This window comes from Streptomyces sp. NRRL F-6676, assembly GCF_000725625.1.
GTDB lineage: Bacteria > Actinomycetota > Actinomycetes > Streptomycetales > Streptomycetaceae > Streptomyces.
Genome location: NZ_JOHS01000010.1, coordinates 145,613 through 162,997, shown reverse-complemented (window position 1 = coordinate 162,997; position 17,385 = coordinate 145,613). Strand labels below are relative to the sequence as shown.

At 73.3% G+C, this 17,385-nt stretch carries 13 protein-coding genes; 7 read left to right on the top strand and 6 right to left on the bottom strand.

The features are described from left to right. Positions 1 to 77 precede the first annotated feature (77 nt). Entirely contained in the window at positions 78 to 980 is a 903-nt protein-coding gene (locus IO29_RS09645; RefSeq protein ID WP_030379881.1) for a ribokinase, read from the top strand. Continuing rightward, positions 977 to 1,366: a D-ribose pyranase gene (gene rbsD / locus IO29_RS09640; protein WP_030379880.1), complete on the top strand. Its 390-nt coding sequence runs from the start codon at positions 977 to 979 to the stop codon at positions 1,364 to 1,366. The genes IO29_RS09645 and rbsD overlap by 4 nt, the downstream gene beginning before the upstream one ends. A 332-nt stretch (positions 1,367 to 1,698) precedes the next feature. Here rbsD and IO29_RS09635 read toward each other — a convergent pair whose 3' ends face one another. Beyond that, positions 1,699 to 2,739: a LacI family DNA-binding transcriptional regulator gene (locus IO29_RS09635; RefSeq protein WP_030379879.1), complete on the bottom strand. Its 1,041-nt coding sequence runs from the start codon at positions 2,737 to 2,739 to the stop codon at positions 1,699 to 1,701. A gap of 339 nt (positions 2,740 to 3,078) precedes the next feature. Here IO29_RS09635 and IO29_RS09630 point away from each other — a divergent pair, with 339 nt between their 5' ends. The 3 genes from IO29_RS09630 to IO29_RS09620 all read left to right on the top strand — a co-directional run bounded on the left by IO29_RS09630 (position 3,079) and on the right by IO29_RS09620 (position 6,277). Next, positions 3,079 to 4,230 carry a Gfo/Idh/MocA family protein gene (locus IO29_RS09630; RefSeq protein WP_030379878.1) on the top strand — a complete coding sequence of 384 codons (1,152 nt, stop codon included), beginning with the start codon at positions 3,079 to 3,081 and terminating at the stop codon, positions 4,228 to 4,230. Continuing rightward, positions 4,227 to 5,381, top strand: a complete 1,155-nt coding sequence (locus IO29_RS09625) for a dihydrodipicolinate synthase family protein (RefSeq protein ID WP_030379877.1) — start codon at positions 4,227 to 4,229, stop codon at positions 5,379 to 5,381. The genes IO29_RS09630 and IO29_RS09625 overlap by 4 nt, the downstream gene beginning before the upstream one ends. 98 nt (positions 5,382 to 5,479) lie before the next feature. Beyond that, entirely contained in the window at positions 5,480 to 6,277 is a 798-nt protein-coding gene (locus IO29_RS09620) for a sugar phosphate isomerase/epimerase family protein (RefSeq protein ID WP_030379876.1), read from the top strand. A gap of 106 nt (positions 6,278 to 6,383) precedes the next feature. Here IO29_RS09620 and IO29_RS09615 read toward each other — a convergent pair whose 3' ends face one another. Further along, the gene (locus tag IO29_RS09615; RefSeq protein WP_030379875.1) at positions 6,384 to 7,817 is read right to left on the bottom strand and encodes an alkaline phosphatase family protein; all 1,434 of its coding nucleotides are present in this window, start codon (positions 7,815 to 7,817) and stop codon (positions 6,384 to 6,386) included. A 390-nt stretch (positions 7,818 to 8,207) separates the two neighbouring features. On the opposite strand from IO29_RS09615, the gene IO29_RS09610 reads away from it, so the two are divergent. Beyond that, complete coding sequence (locus IO29_RS09610) at positions 8,208 to 10,052, top strand: glycoside hydrolase family 3 protein (RefSeq protein ID WP_051707465.1); 1,845 nt, start codon at positions 8,208 to 8,210, stop codon at positions 10,050 to 10,052. Positions 10,053 to 10,166: 114 nt separating this feature from the next. On the opposite strand, the gene IO29_RS09605 is transcribed toward IO29_RS09610, so the two are convergent. Beyond that, a complete protein-coding gene (locus IO29_RS09605; protein ID WP_030379873.1) occupies positions 10,167 to 11,630 on the bottom strand; it encodes a S28 family serine protease in 1,464 nt (487 codons plus the stop codon). Between the two features lie 34 nt (positions 11,631 to 11,664). Further along, positions 11,665 to 12,552 carry an alpha/beta fold hydrolase gene (locus IO29_RS09600; RefSeq protein WP_051707464.1) on the bottom strand — a complete coding sequence of 296 codons (888 nt, stop codon included), beginning with the start codon at positions 12,550 to 12,552 and terminating at the stop codon, positions 11,665 to 11,667. A 103-nt stretch (positions 12,553 to 12,655) separates the two neighbouring features. Between IO29_RS09600 and IO29_RS09595 the strand changes: the two genes are divergently transcribed. After that, positions 12,656 to 13,114 carry a winged helix-turn-helix transcriptional regulator gene (locus tag IO29_RS09595; RefSeq protein ID WP_420705357.1) on the top strand — a complete coding sequence of 153 codons (459 nt, stop codon included), beginning with the start codon at positions 12,656 to 12,658 and terminating at the stop codon, positions 13,112 to 13,114. On the opposite strand, the gene IO29_RS09590 is transcribed toward IO29_RS09595, so the two are convergent. Next, entirely contained in the window at positions 13,089 to 13,475 is a 387-nt protein-coding gene (locus IO29_RS09590; protein ID WP_030379870.1) for a hypothetical protein, read from the bottom strand. The two genes, IO29_RS09595 and IO29_RS09590, sit on opposite strands and share 26 nt — an antisense overlap. 124 nt (positions 13,476 to 13,599) lie before the next feature. Further along, the gene (locus IO29_RS09585) at positions 13,600 to 17,334 is read right to left on the bottom strand and encodes an ABC transporter ATP-binding protein (RefSeq protein ID WP_030379869.1); all 3,735 of its coding nucleotides are present in this window, start codon (positions 17,332 to 17,334) and stop codon (positions 13,600 to 13,602) included. Positions 17,335 to 17,385 lie beyond the last annotated feature (51 nt).

The following is a 17,385-nucleotide window of genomic DNA, read 5'->3' as shown; positions in this document are numbered from 1 at the left end:
GAGCCGAGCCCGCCAGGCCGGCCGGCCGACGCCGAAGTGGCAGGCCTCCGGCAGAGCCCCCTACAGGGAGACGATTCATGTACGACTACGACCTGCTGGTCGTGGGGTCGGCCAACGCCGATCTGGTGATCGGGGTCGAGCGGCGGCCCGCCGCCGGGGAGACCGTCCTCGGCTCGGACCTCGCCGTCCACCCGGGCGGCAAGGGCGCCAACCAGGCCGTCGCCGCCGCCCGGCTCGGCGCCCGTACGGCCCTGCTGGCGCGGGTCGGCGACGACGGGCACGGGCGGCTGCTGCTGGACTCGCAGCGGGCGTCCGGGGTGGACACGGTGGGCGTACTGGTCGGCGGGGCGCCCACCGGGGTCGCGCTGATCACGGTGGACCCCTCCGGGGACAACAGCATCGTGGTCTCCCCCGGCGCCAACGCCCGGCTGACCCCGGCCGACGTCCGCGCCGCCGGCAGTCTGCTGCACGCCTCGCGGGCCGTCTCGACGCAGCTGGAGATCCCGCTGGAGACGGTCGTGGAGGTCGTACGGAACCTGCCGGACGGCACCCGCTTCGTGCTGAACCCCTCGCCGCCGCAGGCGCTGCCCCGGGAGGTGCTCGCGGCGTGCGACCCGCTGATCGTCAACGAGCACGAGGCGCGGGTCGTCGCGGGCGACGCGCTGGGCGGCACGCCCGAGGAGTGGGCGGCGGCACTGCTGGCGCGGGGGCCGCGCTCGGTCGTGGTGACGCTCGGCGCGGCGGGCGCGGTGGTCGCCGACGGCACGGGCGCCCCGGTGCGGGTGCCGTCGGTGCGGGTCGACGCGGTCGACACGACGGGCGCGGGCGACGCGTTCACCGCCGCGCTGGCCTGGCGGCTGGGGGCGGGCGCCTCCCTGGCGGAAGCGGCGGCGTACGCGGCCCGGGTGGGCGCGGCGGCGGTGACGCGGGCGGGCGCACAGGCGTCGTTCCCGACGGCGGAGGAGGTCGCGGCGCTGTGAAGCGGACCGGGATACTCAACCGCCATCTCGCCGGAGCCCTGGCCGAACTGGGCCACGGGGACGGCGTACTGGTGTGCGACGTCGGCATGCCGATCCCGCCCGGCCCCCGCGTGGTGGACCTGGCCTTCCGGGCGGGCGTCCCGGCGTTCACCGAGGTGCTCGACGGGCTGCTGGAGGAACTGGTGGTCGAGGGCGCGGTCGCGGCGGTGGAGGTCCGCGCGGCCAACCCGGCGGCGGCGGACGTACTGCGGGACCGTTTCGGCGGGCTCGAACTGGTCCCGCACGAACGCCTGAAGGAGCTGTCGGCGGACGCCCGCCTCGTGGTGCGCACCGGCGAGGCCCGCCCGTACGCGAACGTGCTGCTGCGGTGCGGGGTGTTCTTCTAGGCCCTGTCGTACCCGCTTCGGGACACGCTCAGAGGGGCCCGGTCACCGACCGGGCCCCTCGCGCCTCCCCATGTCAGAACCCCCGCGGATCCCCCCAGATCCTCCCCCCAGTGGTCCTGATGCCAAGTACGACCGTCCATGGGGGCCGACGGTTGCACGGGCGCACAAGATTTTTCCGGCGGGGCGGGGCCGGGGGCCGGAGGGGGTGCCGAGCGGGGTGCCGGGACGGGGCCGAGCGGGGTGCCGGACGGGGTGCCGGGACGGGTGCCGGACGGGGTGCCGGGACGGGGGCCGAGCGGGGTGTCGGACGGGGTCCCGGGACGGGTGCCGGATCAGCTCTTCGGCGCCGCCGTCGACCCCCGCACCATCAGTTCCCCGCGCACCACCGCGATGTCCCCCGGCGGCGGTTCCTCCCTGCCCATCGCGACGCGGCCCGCGCGGGCGCCCGCCTCGGCCAGCGGCAGCCGTACCGTCGTCAGGGCCGGGACCGCGTCGATGGAGAACGGCAGGTCGTCGAAGCCGGCGACGGACACGTCGTCCGGGATGCGCAGCCCCGAGTCGCGCAGCGCGGCGCACGCGCCGAGGGCGACCGTGTCGTTGGCGGCGACGACCGCGGTCAGCCCCGGCTCCCTGCGCAGCAGTTCGAGCGTGGCCTCGTAGCCGGACCGCCGGTCGTAGCGGCCGTGCACGGTCAGCCGGGGGTCGTCCGCGAGCCCGGCGGCGGCGAGCGCCTCGCGGTGGCCCTCCAGACGGTGCCGGGTGGTGGTGCGCTCCTCGGGGCCCGCGATGTACCCGATGCGCCGGTGGCCGAGGCCGATCAGGTGTTCGGTGAGCCGGCGTCCGCCGCCCCGGTTGTCGAAGGTGAGCGCGATCGCCTCCGGTACCGGGGGTCTGCCGCACAGCACCACTCTGGTGCCGGCCGCCGCCAGCTTCCGCAGCTTCGCGGAAACCGCTTCCCAGTGGCGGGCCGTCTCCACCGCCCCGCCGGTGAGCACCACCGCCGCCGCCCGCTGCCGCTGGAGCAGCGTGAGGTACGTCAGCTCGCGCTCCGGGGAGCCGCCGGTGTTGCAGACCACCGCGAGCCGTTCGCCGCCGGCCCGGCCGCCGGGGCCGCCGATCTCCGACTGGACGGCGCCGGCCATGATGCCGAAGAAGGGGTCGGCGATGTCGTTGACCAGGATGCCGACCAGGTCGGAGGTGGCCGCCGCGAGGGAACTGGCGGGGCCGTTGAGGACGTAGTCGAGCTCGTCCACCGCCCGCAGCACGCGCTCCCGGGTGGAGGCGGCCACCGGGTAGTTGCCGTTCAGCACACGCGACACGGTCGCGGGCGAGACCTGCGCGCGCGCCGCCACGTCCGCCAGGGTTACCGTCATCGTCGTCGTCCTCCGGTCGCGCGTCTGTTCTTCGCCGTCGTCGTCATTGCGGTCGTGCCGTCGTGCCGAGGTGCCGTCGTCGCCGCCGTCGTCGTCGCCGGATCGTCTCCCGTGGTCCGGTCCGGTCCGGTCCGATCTGGGCCGTTCCAATCCGATCCGTCCGGTCCGATCCGGTCCGCTTCCGCCGTGATGGGGTCCGCCTGCCCGGTTCCGCCCGAGCGCCCTCGCGGTCTTGTCCGATCCGCCGCTCCGAGGCTAGCGTCTCCCGTGATAGAAAGCGCTTGCTGTCACGCTCACCTGTGGGCGTACGCGGCGCCGGACGCGTACGGAGGGAATGACGTGACACGCAAGACGGTGCGGATCGCCATGAACGGCGTCACCGGACGCATGGGCCACCGACAGCACCTCGTCCGCTCCCTGCTGGCGCTGCGCGAGCAGGGCGGCCTCGATCTCGGCGACGGCACCGTGCTGTGGCCGGAGCCCGTGCTCGTCGGGCGCCGGGAGCACGCGCTGCGCGCGCTGGCCGAGCGGCACGGCCTGGAGCACTACTCGACCGACCTCGACGCGGTCCTCGCCGACGACTCGGTCGACATCTACTTCGACGCCCAGGTCACCTCCGCCCGCGAGGAGGCGCTGAAGAAGGCGATCGCCGCCGGTAAACACCTCTACACCGAGAAGCCCACCGCCACCGGCCTGGCCGGCGCCCTGGAGCTGGCCCGCCTCGCGCACGCGGCCGGCATCAGGCACGGCGTCGTGCAGGACAAGCTGTTCCTGCCCGGGCTGCGGAAGCTGAAGCGGCTGATCGACGGCGGCTTCTTCGGCCGGATCCTGTCCGTGCGCGGCGAGTTCGGCTACTGGGTGTTCGAGGGCGACTGGCAGGAGGCCCAGCGCCCCTCGTGGAACTACCGCGCGCAGGACGGCGGCGGCATCGTCGTCGACATGTTCCCGCACTGGGAGTACGTGCTGCACGAACTGTTCGGCCGCGTGACCTCCGTCCAGGCGCTGACCGCCACGCACGTCCCGCGGCGCTGGGACGAGGACGGCAAGCCCTACGACGCCACCGCCGACGACGCCGCGTACGGGATCTTCGAGCTGGACGGCGGCGCGATCGCGCAGATCAACTCCTCCTGGGCGGTCCGCGTCCACCGCGACGAGCTGGTGGAGTTCCAGGTCGACGGTACGGAGGGCTCGGCCGTCGCGGGCCTGCGCGACTGCCGTGCGCAGCACCGCTCCGCGACCCCCAAGCCGGTGTGGAACCCGGACCTCCCGGCCACCGAGGTCTTCCGCGACCAGTGGCAGGAGGTCCCGGACAACGGCGAGTTCGACAACGGCTTCAAGGCCCAGTGGGAGCTGTTCCTCAAGCACGTCTATGCCGACGCGCCCTACCACTGGGACCTGCTGGCCGGCGCACGTGGCGTCCAGCTCGCCGAACTGGGGCTCAAGTCCTCCGCCGAGGGCCGCCGCATCGAGGTCCCGGAGATCGCCCTGTGAGCATCCGACTCCCCGCCGCCGACGGCACGTCGCGCACCTACGAGCCCCGCCGCGAGCCGCTCGCCGTCACCGCCGGCCCGCCCTTCACCTCCCGTACGGTCTTCTCGGCGGCGCACGTCGTCGCCGACCCGTACGCCGACGTGACCCCCGACTCCCCCGCCGCCGTCGACTGGGACGCCACCCTCGCCTTCCGCCGCCATCTGTGGGCGCACGGCCTCGGGGTCGCCGAGGCGATGGACACCGCGCAGCGCGGCATGGGCCTGGACTGGGCCGGCGCCGCCGAGCTGATCCGCCGCAGCGCCGCCGAGGCACGGGCGGTGGGCGGCCGCATCGCCTGCGGGGTCGGCACCGACCAGCTCACCGCCGCCGGTTCCCTGCCCGCGATCCGGGCGGCGTACGAGGAGCAGCTCGCGCTCGTCGAGGAGTCGGGCGCGCAGGCGATCCTGATGGCCTCGCGCGCGCTCGCCGCCACCGCGAAGGGACCCGAGGACTACCTGGAGGTCTACGGCCATCTGCTGCGCCAGGCCGCCGAACCCGTGATCCTGCACTGGCTCGGCCCCATGTTCGACCCGGCCCTGGAGGGCTACTGGGGCTCCGCCGGCCTGGACGCGGCCACCGGCACCTTCCTGGAGGTCGTCGCCGCCCACCCGGACAAGGTCGACGGCGTCAAGGTCTCGCTCCTCGACGCCCGGCGCGAGGTCGACCTGCGCCGGCGCCTCCCGGACGGGGTGCGCTGCTACACCGGCGACGACTTCCACTACCCGGAGCTGATCGCGGGCGACGCGCAGGGCTTCAGCCACGCCCTGCTCGGCGTCTTCGACCCGCTGGGCCCGCTGGCGGCGGAGGCGGTACGGGTGCTGGACACGGGGGACGCGGCGGGTTTCCGCGCCCTGCTGGACCCGACCGTCGCCCTCTCCCGCCACCTGTTCCGGGCGCCCACCCGCTTCTACAAGACGGGCGTGGTGTTCCTGGCCTGGCTGGCCGGGCACCAGAGCCACTTCGCGATGGTCGGCGGCCTCCAGTCGGCCCGTTCCCTGCCGCATCTCGCCCGCGCCTACGAACTGGCCGACGGCCTGGGCCTGTTCCCGGACCCGACGCTCGCGGAGGAGCGGATGCGGACCCTGCTCGCGCTGTACGGAGTGAACCAGTGACGGATTCCGATCCCACGACCGTTCCCACGCCCGACTCCACGCCCACCGACCCCACGCCCACCGATCCCACGCGCCTGACGCGTCTCAGCATCAACCAGATGACCGTCAAGCAGCTCTCGCTGCCGGAACTCGTCGACGCCTGTGTCGAGTTGGGCGTGCCGGGGGTCGGCCTGTGGCGGGAGCCGGTGCAGGCCTACGGCGTCGAAGCAGCGGCCGAGCTGGTGCGGGGGGCCGGGCTGTCGGTGACGACGCTGTGCCGGGGCGGCTTCCTCACCGCGGTCGAACCGGCCGCGCGGACGGCCGCGCTGGAGGACAACCGGCGCGCGGTCGACGAGGCCACCGCGCTGGGCACCGACACGCTGGTGCTGGTGTCCGGCGGCCTCCCCGCCGGTTCGAAGGATCTGCGCGGGGCGCGGGAGCGGATCGCCGACGCGCTCGGCGAGCTGGCCCCGTACGCCGCCGAGCGGGGCGTACGGCTCGCGATCGAGCCGCTGCACCCGATGTTCGCCTCCGACCGGTGCGTGGTGTCCACGCTGGCGCAGGCCCTGGACCTGGCGGAACGCTTCCCGGCGGACCGGGTGGGCGTCACCGTGGACACGTACCACCTGTGGTGGGACGACACGGCCCCGGCGGGGATCGCCCGTGCGGGCGCGGCGGGCCGCATCCACACCTTCCAGCTCGCCGACTGGACCGTGCCGCTGCCCGAGGGCGTCCTCAACGGGCGCGGGCAGCTCGGCGACGGGGTGGTCGACATGCGGGAATGGAAGGGGTACGTGGAGGCGACCGGGTACACCGGGCCGATCGAGGTCGAGCTGTTCAACGAGGACCTGTGGGCGCGGGACGGCCGCGAGGTCCTCGCCGAGACGGCGGCGCGGTTCGTGGCACACGTGCTGTGAACCGGGACCGCCCGGCGGCGCGGTTCGTGGCGCACGCGTTCCGAGCCACGGCCGCCCGCCGCGGCACCGGGGCCGTACGACCGGAATCGTACGGCCCCGGTGTCGCTCACACGTGCGGGCGGCGGCCCGGCTCCTGGGGCGGGTAGGACTGGTCGGCGCCCGGAAGCGTCGGCTCCGGCAGGGTCGCCACCTCCTCCTTCGCCTTCTCCAGTTGCTCGGCGGTGTCGTCGGGCAGCCGGGGCACGTGCCGGTGGGCGGAGTGGAAGCGGAACGCGGAGGTGAGGTCGCCGAAGGTGTCCCGGCGCCAGTCGCTGATGTTCGGCTCCTCCACCCCGGTGAACCGCTCCAGGAACTGGAGCGCGGAGGTGTGGTCGAACGCCTCGGAGGAGACCCAGCCGCCCACCGTCCACGGCGAGACGACGATCGCGGGCACCCGGAAGCCGCCGCCGATGGGCAGCCCCTGCACGAACTCGTCCTGCGTGCCCTCGGGCGGGACGGGCGGCGGCACATGGTCGAACAGGCCGTCGTTCTCGTCGTAGTTGAGGATGAACGCGGTCTTGCGCCACACCTTCGGGTTGGACGCGATCGCCTCGATCTTGGAGGCGACGAAGTCGGCACCGGCGGCGGGCAGATAGTCCGGGTGCTCGGACTGGTAGCTGGTCGGGATGATCCAGGAGACGGCCGGCAGGCGGTCGCCCCGGGCGTCGTCCTCGAAGGTGCCCGCGGGCTGCGGCCGCATGCCGCGCTCGTAGAGGTCGGAGCCGGGTGCGGCGTTCCGGAACGTGGCGAACTGCTCCAGCATGTTGCAGCCGTAGTCGTCGTCCTCCTGGTACACCTTCCAACTCACCCCGGCCGCCTGGAGCCGCTCGGCGTATGTCGTCCAGCGGTACGGCGTCGGCGCCTTGTTGGTGAGGATCGGGCCGCCCCGCGTGCCGCCGGGGTCGATGGTGCCGGTCATCCAGTACAGGCGGTTGGGCCAGGTCGGGCCGAAGACCGAGCAGAAGTAGTTGTCGCAGACGGTGAACGCCTCGGCGAGGGCGAACTGGAAGGGGATGTCCTCGCGGGTGTAGTAGCCCATGACGTACGGGCCGTTGACGCCGTCGGCCTTGCGGTGGGCCGGGAGCCACCGGTCCATCTCGCCGCCGTTCCAGGCGTCGTGCTGCACGGACCAGGCGTGGCTGGTGGAGGGGATGGCCTGGGCGCTGGAGGAGTGGGTGTCGAGGTGGAACGGGAGCAGATAGCCGCGCGGGTTCTGGGCGTCGGGCTGGAAGAAGACGGAGCGGCCGGTGTCCAGTTCGAGGGCGTGCGGGTCGTGGAAGCCGCGGACGCCGTTGAGGGTGCCGAAGTAGTGGTCGAAGGACCGGTTCTCCTGCATGAGCATGACGACGTGCTCGATGTCGCGGAGGGAGCCGTGCTTCGGGGGGCCGGCGGCGACGGCCTTCTGGACGCTCGGGGGGAGGAGGGTGAGGGCGGCGGCACCGCCCAGGGTGGCGGCGGCGGAGCCGAGGAGTCTGCGGCGGGTGAGCGGCGGGGTCGTCATGCGGTGCCCTTTCTTGTCGTCGGGGCGGTGCGGGGCGGGCCGGGGCCTGCCCCGCCGTTCACTGTGCTCGTGGGGTGGGATGGTTGTCAGGGGCATGCGGTGAACTTGGCGTCAACGTTCGGTTGTGCGGGCGGGGTTTCTTCGCCCCCGCCGCCCCTGCCCGTCCCGTCCCTTCAAGGGGCTGGGCCCCTTTGACCCCCTCGGCGCCTTCCAGCTCGGGGGGTTCTGTTTGTTTGCGGGTGCGGGCTTGATTGGGTTGCTCGCGCAGTTCCCCGCGCCCCTGACGGGGCGCGCCCTCCGTCGCTGTGCGTTCTCTTGACTGGAAGTTAGTTTCCGGTTATTCGTGGCTGCACGGAAGTTTCCTTCAGCGGGTCGTCGGAAGGGGCGCGTGTGCGTGACATCGAGAGTGAGGGCGGTGAGCCCGGCGAGGCTCCCGCGCGGCGGACCGTGCTCGCCGCCACCGCGGGGCTGACCGCCACGCTCGGGCTCGGGGCGCTCGGCAGTGGGCGGGCCCACGCCGACGTTCCGCACGACGACCGGCTGCGGGCCCTGATCGCCCGGATGAGCCTGGAGGAGAAGGTCGGCCAGCTCTTCGTCTCGCGGGTCTACGGCCACTCGGCCACCGCACCCGACCAGGCCGACATCGACGCCAACCTCGAGGAACTGGGCGTCCGCACCGCCGCCGAGCTGGTGGAGAAGTACCACGTCGGCGGCGTCATCTACTTCACCTGGGCGCACAACACCCGCGACCCGCACCAGATCGCCGCCCTCTCCAACGGCATCCAGAAGGCGTCCCTCGCCCGGCCGAACGGCCTGCCGGTGCTCATCGCCACCGACCAGGAGCACGGCATCGTCGCCCGCGTGGGCAAGCCCGCCACCCTCTTCCCCGGTGCCATGGCCCTCGGCGCCGGCGGCTCCCGCGCGGACGCCCGTACGCTCGGCCGGATCTCCGGCACCGAACTGCACGCGCTCGGCATCCGCCAGGACTACTCCCCCGTCGCCGACGTGAACGTCAACCCGGCCAACCCGGTGATCGGCGTACGGTCCTTCGGCGCCGACCCGGACGCGGTGGCCGGTATGGTCGCCGCCGAGGTGAAGGGGTACCAGCAGGCCGGGGTCGCGGCCACCGCCAAGCACTTCCCGGGGCACGGCGACACCGCCGTCGACAGCCACACCGGCTTCCCCGTCATCACCCACAGCCGCGAGGAGTGGGAGGCGCTGGACGCCGTGCCGTTCCGCGCGGCGATCCGGGCCGGGATCGACGCGATCATGACCGCCCATCTGATGGTTCCGGCCCTCGACGACTCCGGCGACCCTGCCACCCTCTCCCGTCCCATCCTCACCGGCATCCTGCGCGGAGAGCTCGGCTACGACGGCGTGGTGGTGACCGACTCCCTCGGCATGGAGGGCGTACGGACCAAGTACGGCGACGACCGCGTCCCCGTCCTCGCGCTCAGGGCCGGGGTCGATCAGCTCCTCAACCCGCCCTCCCTCGACGTCGCCTTCCACGCCGTCCTCGACGCCGTGCACAAGGGCGAGCTGACCGAGGAACGGCTTGAGGAATCGATCCTGCGCATCCTCCGGCTCAAGGCGAAGCTGGGCCTGCTCGCCGAGCCGTACGTCACCCGGCGGGGCGTGGACCGGGCGGTGGGGACGGAGTCCCATCTGCGCACCGCCGACCGCGTCGCGGAGCGGACGACCACGCTGCTGGTCAACGAGCGCGGGCTGCTCCCGCTGTCCCGCCGCACCCACCGCCGGATCCTCGTGGTGGGCGCGGACCCGGCCTCGCCGTCCGGCACCGACGGTCCGCCCACCGCCGTCCTCGCCGGCGCCCTGGCCGAACTCGGCTTCTCCGCCGCCGCGCTGTCCACGGGCACGGCGCCCTCCGCCACGACGATCGCCAAGGCCGTCGCGGCGGCCGACGGCATGGACGCGGTCGTCGTCACGACGTACAACGTGACGGCGGACAGCGCCCAGGCGGCCCTGGTACGGCAGCTCGCCGCCACCGGGGTCCCGGTGATCGCCGTCGCCGTCCGCAACCCGTACGACGTCGCCCACCTCCCGGACGCCGACGCCGTCCTGGCCGCGTACGCCTGGACGGACGTCGAGATCCGCGCGGCGGCCCGCGTCCTGGCGGGCCACGTCCGCCCGCGGGGCCACCTGCCGGTGGCGGTCCAGCGGGCGGACGACCCGGAGAAGGTCCTGTACCCGATCGGGTACGGCTTGGGCTACTGAGGGGCGGGGCCCCTCCAGGGGCGCGGGGAACCGCGCGACCAGCCGCGACGCGGCCGCGCACGCACGGTTCCCCGCGCCCCCGAGCCCTCCCGCGTCACACCCGGGGGTGCCGGCCTACGGCCGCAGCCCCCGCTCCACCCCCCGTCGATCCAACTTCGCGTCGAACGACGCCAACGGCTTCGCCGGCACGTCCCCGCTCCGCACCCCCGCCGGAGCGACCCCCGCCCAGTCCAGGATGCGGGCCGTCGCCAGTTCCTTCTGCGCGGCCGGCAGCCCGGCGACGTTCGCGCCGTGGTTCATCCCCGGCGCCGTGAACACGTACGCGTCCTTCGCCCCCGCGCCGACCCGGAACCGCTCCGCGCCCCACGGGTCGTTCTGCCCGTAGACGAAGAGCATGTGCCGCGCGTGGTGGCGGACCCATCCGTCCACGTCCCGCATCGCGCCCCGCTCGAACCGCATCGGGATCGAGCGCGGGACGAAGTTCCGCGGCGGCTGGTAGCCGTACCGGATCAGGCCCTTCTCGATGTACGGGAAGTGGATCGTCGGCGCCCCGAGCTGCGTGCCCGCCTGGTAGTAGTACGGCGTGTACTGCTCCAGGCCCTGGTCGGTGTAGGCGGAGAAGCCGGAGATCGTGTCGACGGAGGTCCAGATCTCGTCGTCGGTCGCGGACTTCGCGTCGGCCGGGATCGTGGCGCAGTCCGACACCAGGCTGTACTGCCAGAAGCCCCAGACGTAGTCGAGGACGACCGCCTCGTACGCGCGGTCGAGGCTGCCGATCGTGGTGAAGGTGTAGCCGTTGCCGGCGGCGTAGTCCGCGTACTTCTTCTCCAGGGCGGTGCGGCGCACCAGTGCCTCGCGCTGCACGCCCTCCAGCCGGGCGCGGCAGTCGGCGGTGCCGACGGAGGTGAAGAAGCGGTCGTAGGCGGAGTCCTCGTCGTTGACGACGTCGTTGGGGGCGACGTACGCGACGACGCCGTCCATGTCGCGCGGGTAGAACCGCTCGTAGTACGTGGCGGTCATGCCGCCCTTCGAACCGCCCGTGGATATCCACCGCTCGGTGTAGATCCGCTTCAGCGCCGTGAAGATGCGGTGCTGGTCGCTCGCGGCCTGCCAGATGTCCAGCTTGGACCAGTCCGCGGGCGCGGGCCGCGACGGGGTGAAGTAGCGGTACTCCATGGAGACCTGGTTGCCGTCCACGATCTGGGTCGGCTCGCGGCGGCTGGGGGTGGTGGAGACGTTGTAGCCGCCGGTGTAGAAGACCGTCGGGCGGGAGACGTCCTTGTGCAGCACGGTGATCCGCTGCTGGAACGTGCCCCTGGACGGGTTCCGGTGGTCGACCGGCTGGGTGTAGTTGAGGACGAAGAAGCGGTAACCGGTGTACGGCTTCTCCTCGATCAGGCTCATGCCGGGAATGGCGAGCAGCCGGTCCTTGATGTCGGTGCTGTCCGCCCGGCCGGTGGTCCCGGCCCGGTCACTGGTGCTGCCGGCGGCCGGTTGGGCGGCGGTGGCCGTGCCCGCCGTGCCCAGCGTGCCGATCAGCACGGTGAGCGCCAGCAGCCATCTGAGCGCCTTGCGCATGCATCCTCCTGGGAGTCCAGATGTCCGCCGGAACCTAGCGGAGCAACTCCGGGTCCGCCAGAGGTCGTTCGACGGGCGTGACGTCCTGTGGCCCGGCCAGGAACGGGCGCAGCAGGGTGAGCAGGGTGTGCGGTCGGTGCAGCGGGATGATGTGGCCGCAGTCCTCGAGGACGTGGCCGGTGAGGTCGTCGGCGACCGGGCGGAGCTGGCGTTCCAGTGCGTCGCCGACGGGCCGGGCGCCCACCGCCAGCGTCGGCACCGTCAGCCGTGCGGTGGCGACCGCCTGTTCGAGCTGCGCCGCGCTCTCGGGCAGGGCCCGGTAGTACGAGAACGCGCGGCTCAGCGCCTCGCGGCCGGTGTACGCGCGGACGAAGGCGTCCCGGAGCGCGGGGCGCACCCCGTCGCCGAGCGTGCCGGCACGCAGGAACCAGTCGATGTAGGCGTCCTCGTGGCCCTCCAGCACGGTCTCGGCGAGGCCGGGTGCGGCGGCGTGGAAGCCGAACCACCACGGCGGGCCGTCGGCGAGGAAGTCCTCGGCGCCGGGCAGTCCGCCCAGCAGGGACTCCATGACGACCAGGCGCCGGACGAGACCGGGGCGGCGCAGCGCGAGGAGGAAGGCCGGCGGGGTGCCCGCGTCGATGCCGACCACGGCCGCCGAGGAGACGCCGAGCGCGGTGAGGAGCGCGGCGGCGTCCTCGGCCAGGGTGCCCGCGTCGTACCCGTCGGCGGCCGGTGCGCTCGCGCCGAAGCCGCGGAGGTCCGGGGCGATGACGCGGTGGCGGGCGGACAGGTCGTCCATGACGTCCGTCCACAGCTCCCAGGTGTGCGGGAAGCCGTGCAGGAGGAGGACGGCCGGGCCCGATCCCGCCAGGGCGACGTTCAGTTCCACTCCGTTGACGGGGACGCGGCGGAGTTCGAGCATGGGTGTGCTCCCGGTACGTGGTGAGGAATGGTGACTACCTCACGGTAGGGAACTAGCCTGGTCCGCCCAAGACGGCACTTTTCCTTCAGGTGGTGAGTCCGGGGTGACCACGTCGGAGCGCGGTGAGCAGCGGTTCGTGGCGGGTGAGCAGCGTGAGCGCGGGGAGCGGGGTGATCTGCTCGATCCGCGGTGTCCGACGCGGCAGTTGCTCGACCGCATCGGTACCAAGTGGACGTCGATGGCGGTCAAGGTGCTGGCCGAGGAGGCCCCCGGCGAGCTGCGCTTCGCGGAGCTGCGGCGCCGGATCCCGGGCATCTCGCAGAAGATGCTGTCCACCACGCTGCGGAGTCTGGTCCGCGACGGACTCGTCGCGCGCCGTGTGGAGCCGACCGTGCCGCCGGCCGTGCACTACCGACTCACGGGGCTCGGGCTGTCCCTGGAGGGGCCGCTCGCCGCGTTGCGGGGGTGGGCGGAGACGCACATGGCGGAGATCGGTCGCAACAATCGGCTCGCCGACGGGGTCGGTGCGGACGGGCTCAGCAGAGAATCCAGCCCGAGCTGACCGAGGACGAGTCCACCCTGCCCCGGATCCATACGCAGCGGTGGCCCACGTGGACGGAGAGCGGGCCCGCGTGGTAGGTGAAGCGGCCCTTGTCGACGACCGGGCGGCTGCCGCGGGCCTGGATGCTCACCGACATCGTCTTCTTGCCGCGCTTCTTCTTCGGGTAGGTCAGGGCGCAGAGGTAGTCGCCGCTGCGGAAGATCTGCACGGAGCCGGTGTGGAAGGTGAGGGTGCGGACCCGGTGGCCGGGGCAGAGGGGGGTGGCGGCGGTCGCGGGGGTCGCGAGGGCGACGAGGCCGGCGGTGGTGAGGGTGCTGGCCAGGGTGAGTGCGGCGGTTCGGCGTAGGGCGCCGCGGTCCACGGGGGGTCCTTTCGCGGGGTGAGTTGTGTTCGTACGGGTGTACGGACGCGCGGGGTGGGCGGGGTGGTTGCGGACGGGTGGGGGCGCGGGGGGGGACACCCGGGTGGGGGCGCCCCCACCGGCCTTATCGGGGCGCCCCCACCGGTTCGCCCACGAACGTGCGCCAGAGCTGGGCGTAGCGGCCTTCCGCCGCCAGCAGGGTCTCGTGGGTGCCGTCTTCCACCACTCTGCCGTGGTCCATGACCACGACCCGGTCCGCGCGGGCCGCCGTGGTGAGGCGGTGGGCGACGACCAGGGTGGTGCGGCGGCCGGCGAGGCGGTCGGTGGCCTGGTTGACCTGGGCCTCCGTGGCCAGGTCGAGCGCGGCGGTGGCCTCGTCGAGGAGGAGGACGTCGGGGTCGACCAGCTCCGCGCGCGCCAGCGCGATCAGCTGGCGCTGACCCGCGGACAGGTTGCGGCCGCGTTCCGCGACCGTGTGCAGATAGCCGCCCTCCAGCGTCGCGATCATCTCGTGCGCGCCGACCGCCCGTGCCGCTGCCTCCACCTCCGCGTCGGTGGCGTCGGGGCGGCCGTAGGCGATGGCGTCCCGGACCGTGCCGGGGAAGAGGTACGCCTCCTGCGGGACGACGCCGAGCCGGTGCCGGTAGGAGGTGAGGTCCAGCTCGCGCACGTCGGTGCCGTCGGCCAGGACCCGGCCCCGGGTCGGGTCGTAGAACCGGGCGACCAGCTTGACCAGCGTCGACTTGCCGGCGCCGGTCTCGCCGACGAAGGCGACGGTCTGGCCGGCGGGGATGGTGAGGGAGATGCCCGCGAGGGCCTCCTCCTCGTCGCCGTAGGAGAAGTGGACGTCCTTGAAGACGATCTCGCCGCGCAGCCGCCCCACCTCGGCCGGGGACCCGGCGCTCTGCGTGGAGGTCGGCTCGCGGAGCAGTTCCTGGATGCGGCCGAGCGAGACCGTGGCCTGCTGGTAGCCGTCGAAGACCTGGGAGAGCTGCTGCACGGGGGCGAAGAAGAGGTCGATGTAGAGCAGGTACGCCACCAGCGCGCCGGTGGTGAGGGTGCCCGCGCCGATCCGGTGGGCGCCGACGATCAGTACCGCCGCGGCGGCCACGGAGGACAGCAGCTGTACGAAGGGGAAGTAGACGGAGATCAGCCACTGGCCGCGGATGCGGGCCTGGCGGTAGCTGAGGCTGCCGGCGGCGAAGTGTTCGCGGCCGTCCCGCTCGCGGCCGAACGCCTGCACGATCCGCAGCCCGGACACCGACTCCTGGAGGTCGGCGTTGACGGCCGAGATGCGCTCGCGCGCCAGTTCGTACGCCTTCACGCTGGCCCGGCGGAAGAAGACCGTGCCGATGATCAGCGGCGGCAGGGTCGCGAAGACGACCAGGGCGAGCTGGAGGTCGAGGACGAGCAGCGCGACCATGATGCCGAAGAAGGTGACGACCGAGACGAACGCCGTGACCAGGCCGGTCTGGAGGAAGGACGACAGGGCGTCGACGTCCGTCGTCATCCTCGTCATGATGCGGCCGGTCAGTTCGCGCTCGTAGTAGTCGAGGCCGAGCCGCTGGAGCTGGGCGAAGATCTTCAGACGGAGTGCGTAGAGGACGCGTTCGCCGGTGCGGCCGGTCATCCGGGTCTCGGCGACCTGCGCCGACCACTGCGCGGCGACGGCGAGCAGCGCGAGCGTGGCGGCGGCCCAGACGGCGCCGAGGGCGAGCTTGTTGACGCCCTGGTCGATGCCGTGCCGGATCAGGATGGGCAGCAGCAGGCCCATCCCGGCGTCGACGGCGACCAGCGCGAGGCTGATCAGCAGCGGCTTGCCGAAGCCGCGCAGCAGCCGGCGCAGCCCGTAGGACTCCTCGGGCCGTACGGCGGCCGCCTCGTCGACGTGCGGGGTGTCGGTGGCCGGGGGCAGGGCGTCGACCTGGGCGAGGAGTTCGGGGGTGGCGGGCATGCCGGACAGCGCGGTGTCCTTCGGCTCGCGGTCGCCGGTCCACAGCCGGGGGGTGAGGCCGCGCTCGGCGTCGAACTCGGCGTCCAGTTCGGCCCTTACGGACGTGTCCTCGTCCTGGGGCACGGGAGGCGGGGTGTGGCCCGGGGAGACGCCGCCGAGTTCGTCGGGGTCGGTGAGCAGCCTGCGGTAGAGGGGGCTGCGGGCCTGGAGTTCCTCGTGGGTGCCGAGGTCGGTGAGGCGGCCGCCGTCGAGGACGGCGATACGGTCGGCGAGGCCCAGGGTGGAGCGGCGGTGCGCGATGAGCAGCGTCGTACGGCCGCGCATGACCTCCCTGAGCGCCTCGTGGATCTCGTGTTCGACGCGGGCGTCGACGGCGGAGGTGGCGTCGTCCAGGACGAGCAGGCGGGGGTCGGCGAGGATCGCGCGGGCCAGGGCGACGCGCTGGCGCTGGCCGCCGGAGAGGGTCAGTCCGTGTTCGCCGACCTTGGTGTCGTAGCCGCCCGGCAGCTCCGCGATGAACCGGTCGGCCTGGGCGGCACGGGCGGCGGTCTCGATCTGCTCCTGGGTGGCGTCGGGGCGGCCGTAGGCGATGTTGGCGCGGACGGTGTCGGAGAAGAGGAACGAGTCCTCGGGGACCAGGCCGATGGCGGCGCGCAGCGACTCGAAGGTCAGTTCGCGCACGTCGTGGCCGCCGACGAGGACGGCGCCGTGGCTGACGTCGTAGAAACGCGGCAGGAGGAGGGAGACGGTGGATTTGCCGGAGCCGGAGGAGCCGACGACGGCGAGGGTCTCACCGGGGCGGATCTCGAAGCTGAGCCCTTGCAGGACGGGGCGGCCGTCCTCGTAGCCGAAGGAGACGTCGTCGAACTCGACGGTGGCGGGGGCGTCGGCGGGGAGTTCCTTGGTGCCCTCCTGGATCGACGGCTCGGTGTCGATGAGTTCCAGGACGCGTTCGGCGCCGGCGCGGGCCTGCTGGCCGACGGTGAGCACCACGGCGAGCATCCGCACCGGGCCGACGAGCTGGGCGAGGTAGGCGGAGAACGCGACGAACGTGCCGAGCGTGATGTGTCCGCGCACGGCCAGCCAGCCGCCGAGCGCGAGCATCGCGACCTGACCGAGCGCGGGCACGGCCTGGAGGGCGGGGGTGTACCGGGCGTTCATGCGGATGGTGCGCAGCCGGCCCGCGAACAGCCGCCGGCCGACCTCGCGCAGCTTGCCGGTCTCCTGGTCCTCCTGCCCGAACCCCTTCACCACGCGGACGCCGCTGACGGCGCCGTCCACGACCCCGGCGACGGCGGCGGCCTGCGCCTGCGCGTACCAGGTGGCGGGGTGCAGCCGGGAGCGGCTGCGCTTGGCGATGAACCAGACGGCGGGGGCGACGGCGAGCGCGACGAGGGTGAGCGGCAGGGACAGCCACGCCATGATCACCAGGGAGATGACGAAGAGCAGGACGTTCCCGATGGTCATCGGGAGCATGAAGAGCAGCCCCTGGATGAGCTGGAGGTCGCTGGTGGCGCGGCCGACGACCTGCCCGGTGGACAGCTCGTCCTGCCGGCGGCCGTCGAGCCGGGTGATCGTGTCGTACATCCCGGTGCGCAGGTCGTGCTGCACGTCGAGGGCGAGCCGGCCGCCGTAGTAGCGGCGGACGTAGGTGAGCCCGTAGACGAGGACGGCGGCGCCGACCAGGGCGCCCGCCCAGGGGCCCATGGAGCGGCTGTGGTCACCGATCACGTCGTCGATGATCACCTTGGTGATCAGCGGGACGAGCGCGAGCAGCCCCATGCCGGCGAGGGAGGACCCGAGCGCGAGGACGACGTCCTTCGGATACCGCCACGCGTACCCGGCGAGCCGCCGCGCCCAGCCGCGTCCCGGCCCTCCCTGCTGCTGCCCCTGCTGCGCTGCCACGCGGCTGCCTTCCGTCGTTCCTGCCGACCCGGCCGGCCCGGCGATCTCCGC

Bases quoted from the DNA above. Each gene is read 5' to 3' on its own strand.
- IO29_RS09635 (WP_030379879.1), bottom strand. From the start codon at position 2,739: ATGACGGTAACCCTGGCGGACGTGGCGGCGCGCGCGCAGGTCTCGCCC.
- IO29_RS09615 (WP_030379875.1), bottom strand. From the start codon at position 7,817: ATGACGACCCCGCCGCTCACCCGCCGCAGACTCCTCGGCTCCGCCGCC.
- IO29_RS09645 (WP_030379881.1), top strand. From the start codon at position 78: ATGTACGACTACGACCTGCTGGTCGTGGGGTCGGCCAACGCCGATCTG.
- IO29_RS09600 (WP_051707464.1), bottom strand. From the start codon at position 12,552: ATGCTCGAACTCCGCCGCGTCCCCGTCAACGGAGTGGAACTGAACGTC.
- IO29_RS09605 (WP_030379873.1), bottom strand. From the start codon at position 11,630: ATGCGCAAGGCGCTCAGATGGCTGCTGGCGCTCACCGTGCTGATCGGC.
- IO29_RS09620 (WP_030379876.1), top strand. From the start codon at position 5,480: ATGACCGTCAAGCAGCTCTCGCTGCCGGAACTCGTCGACGCCTGTGTC.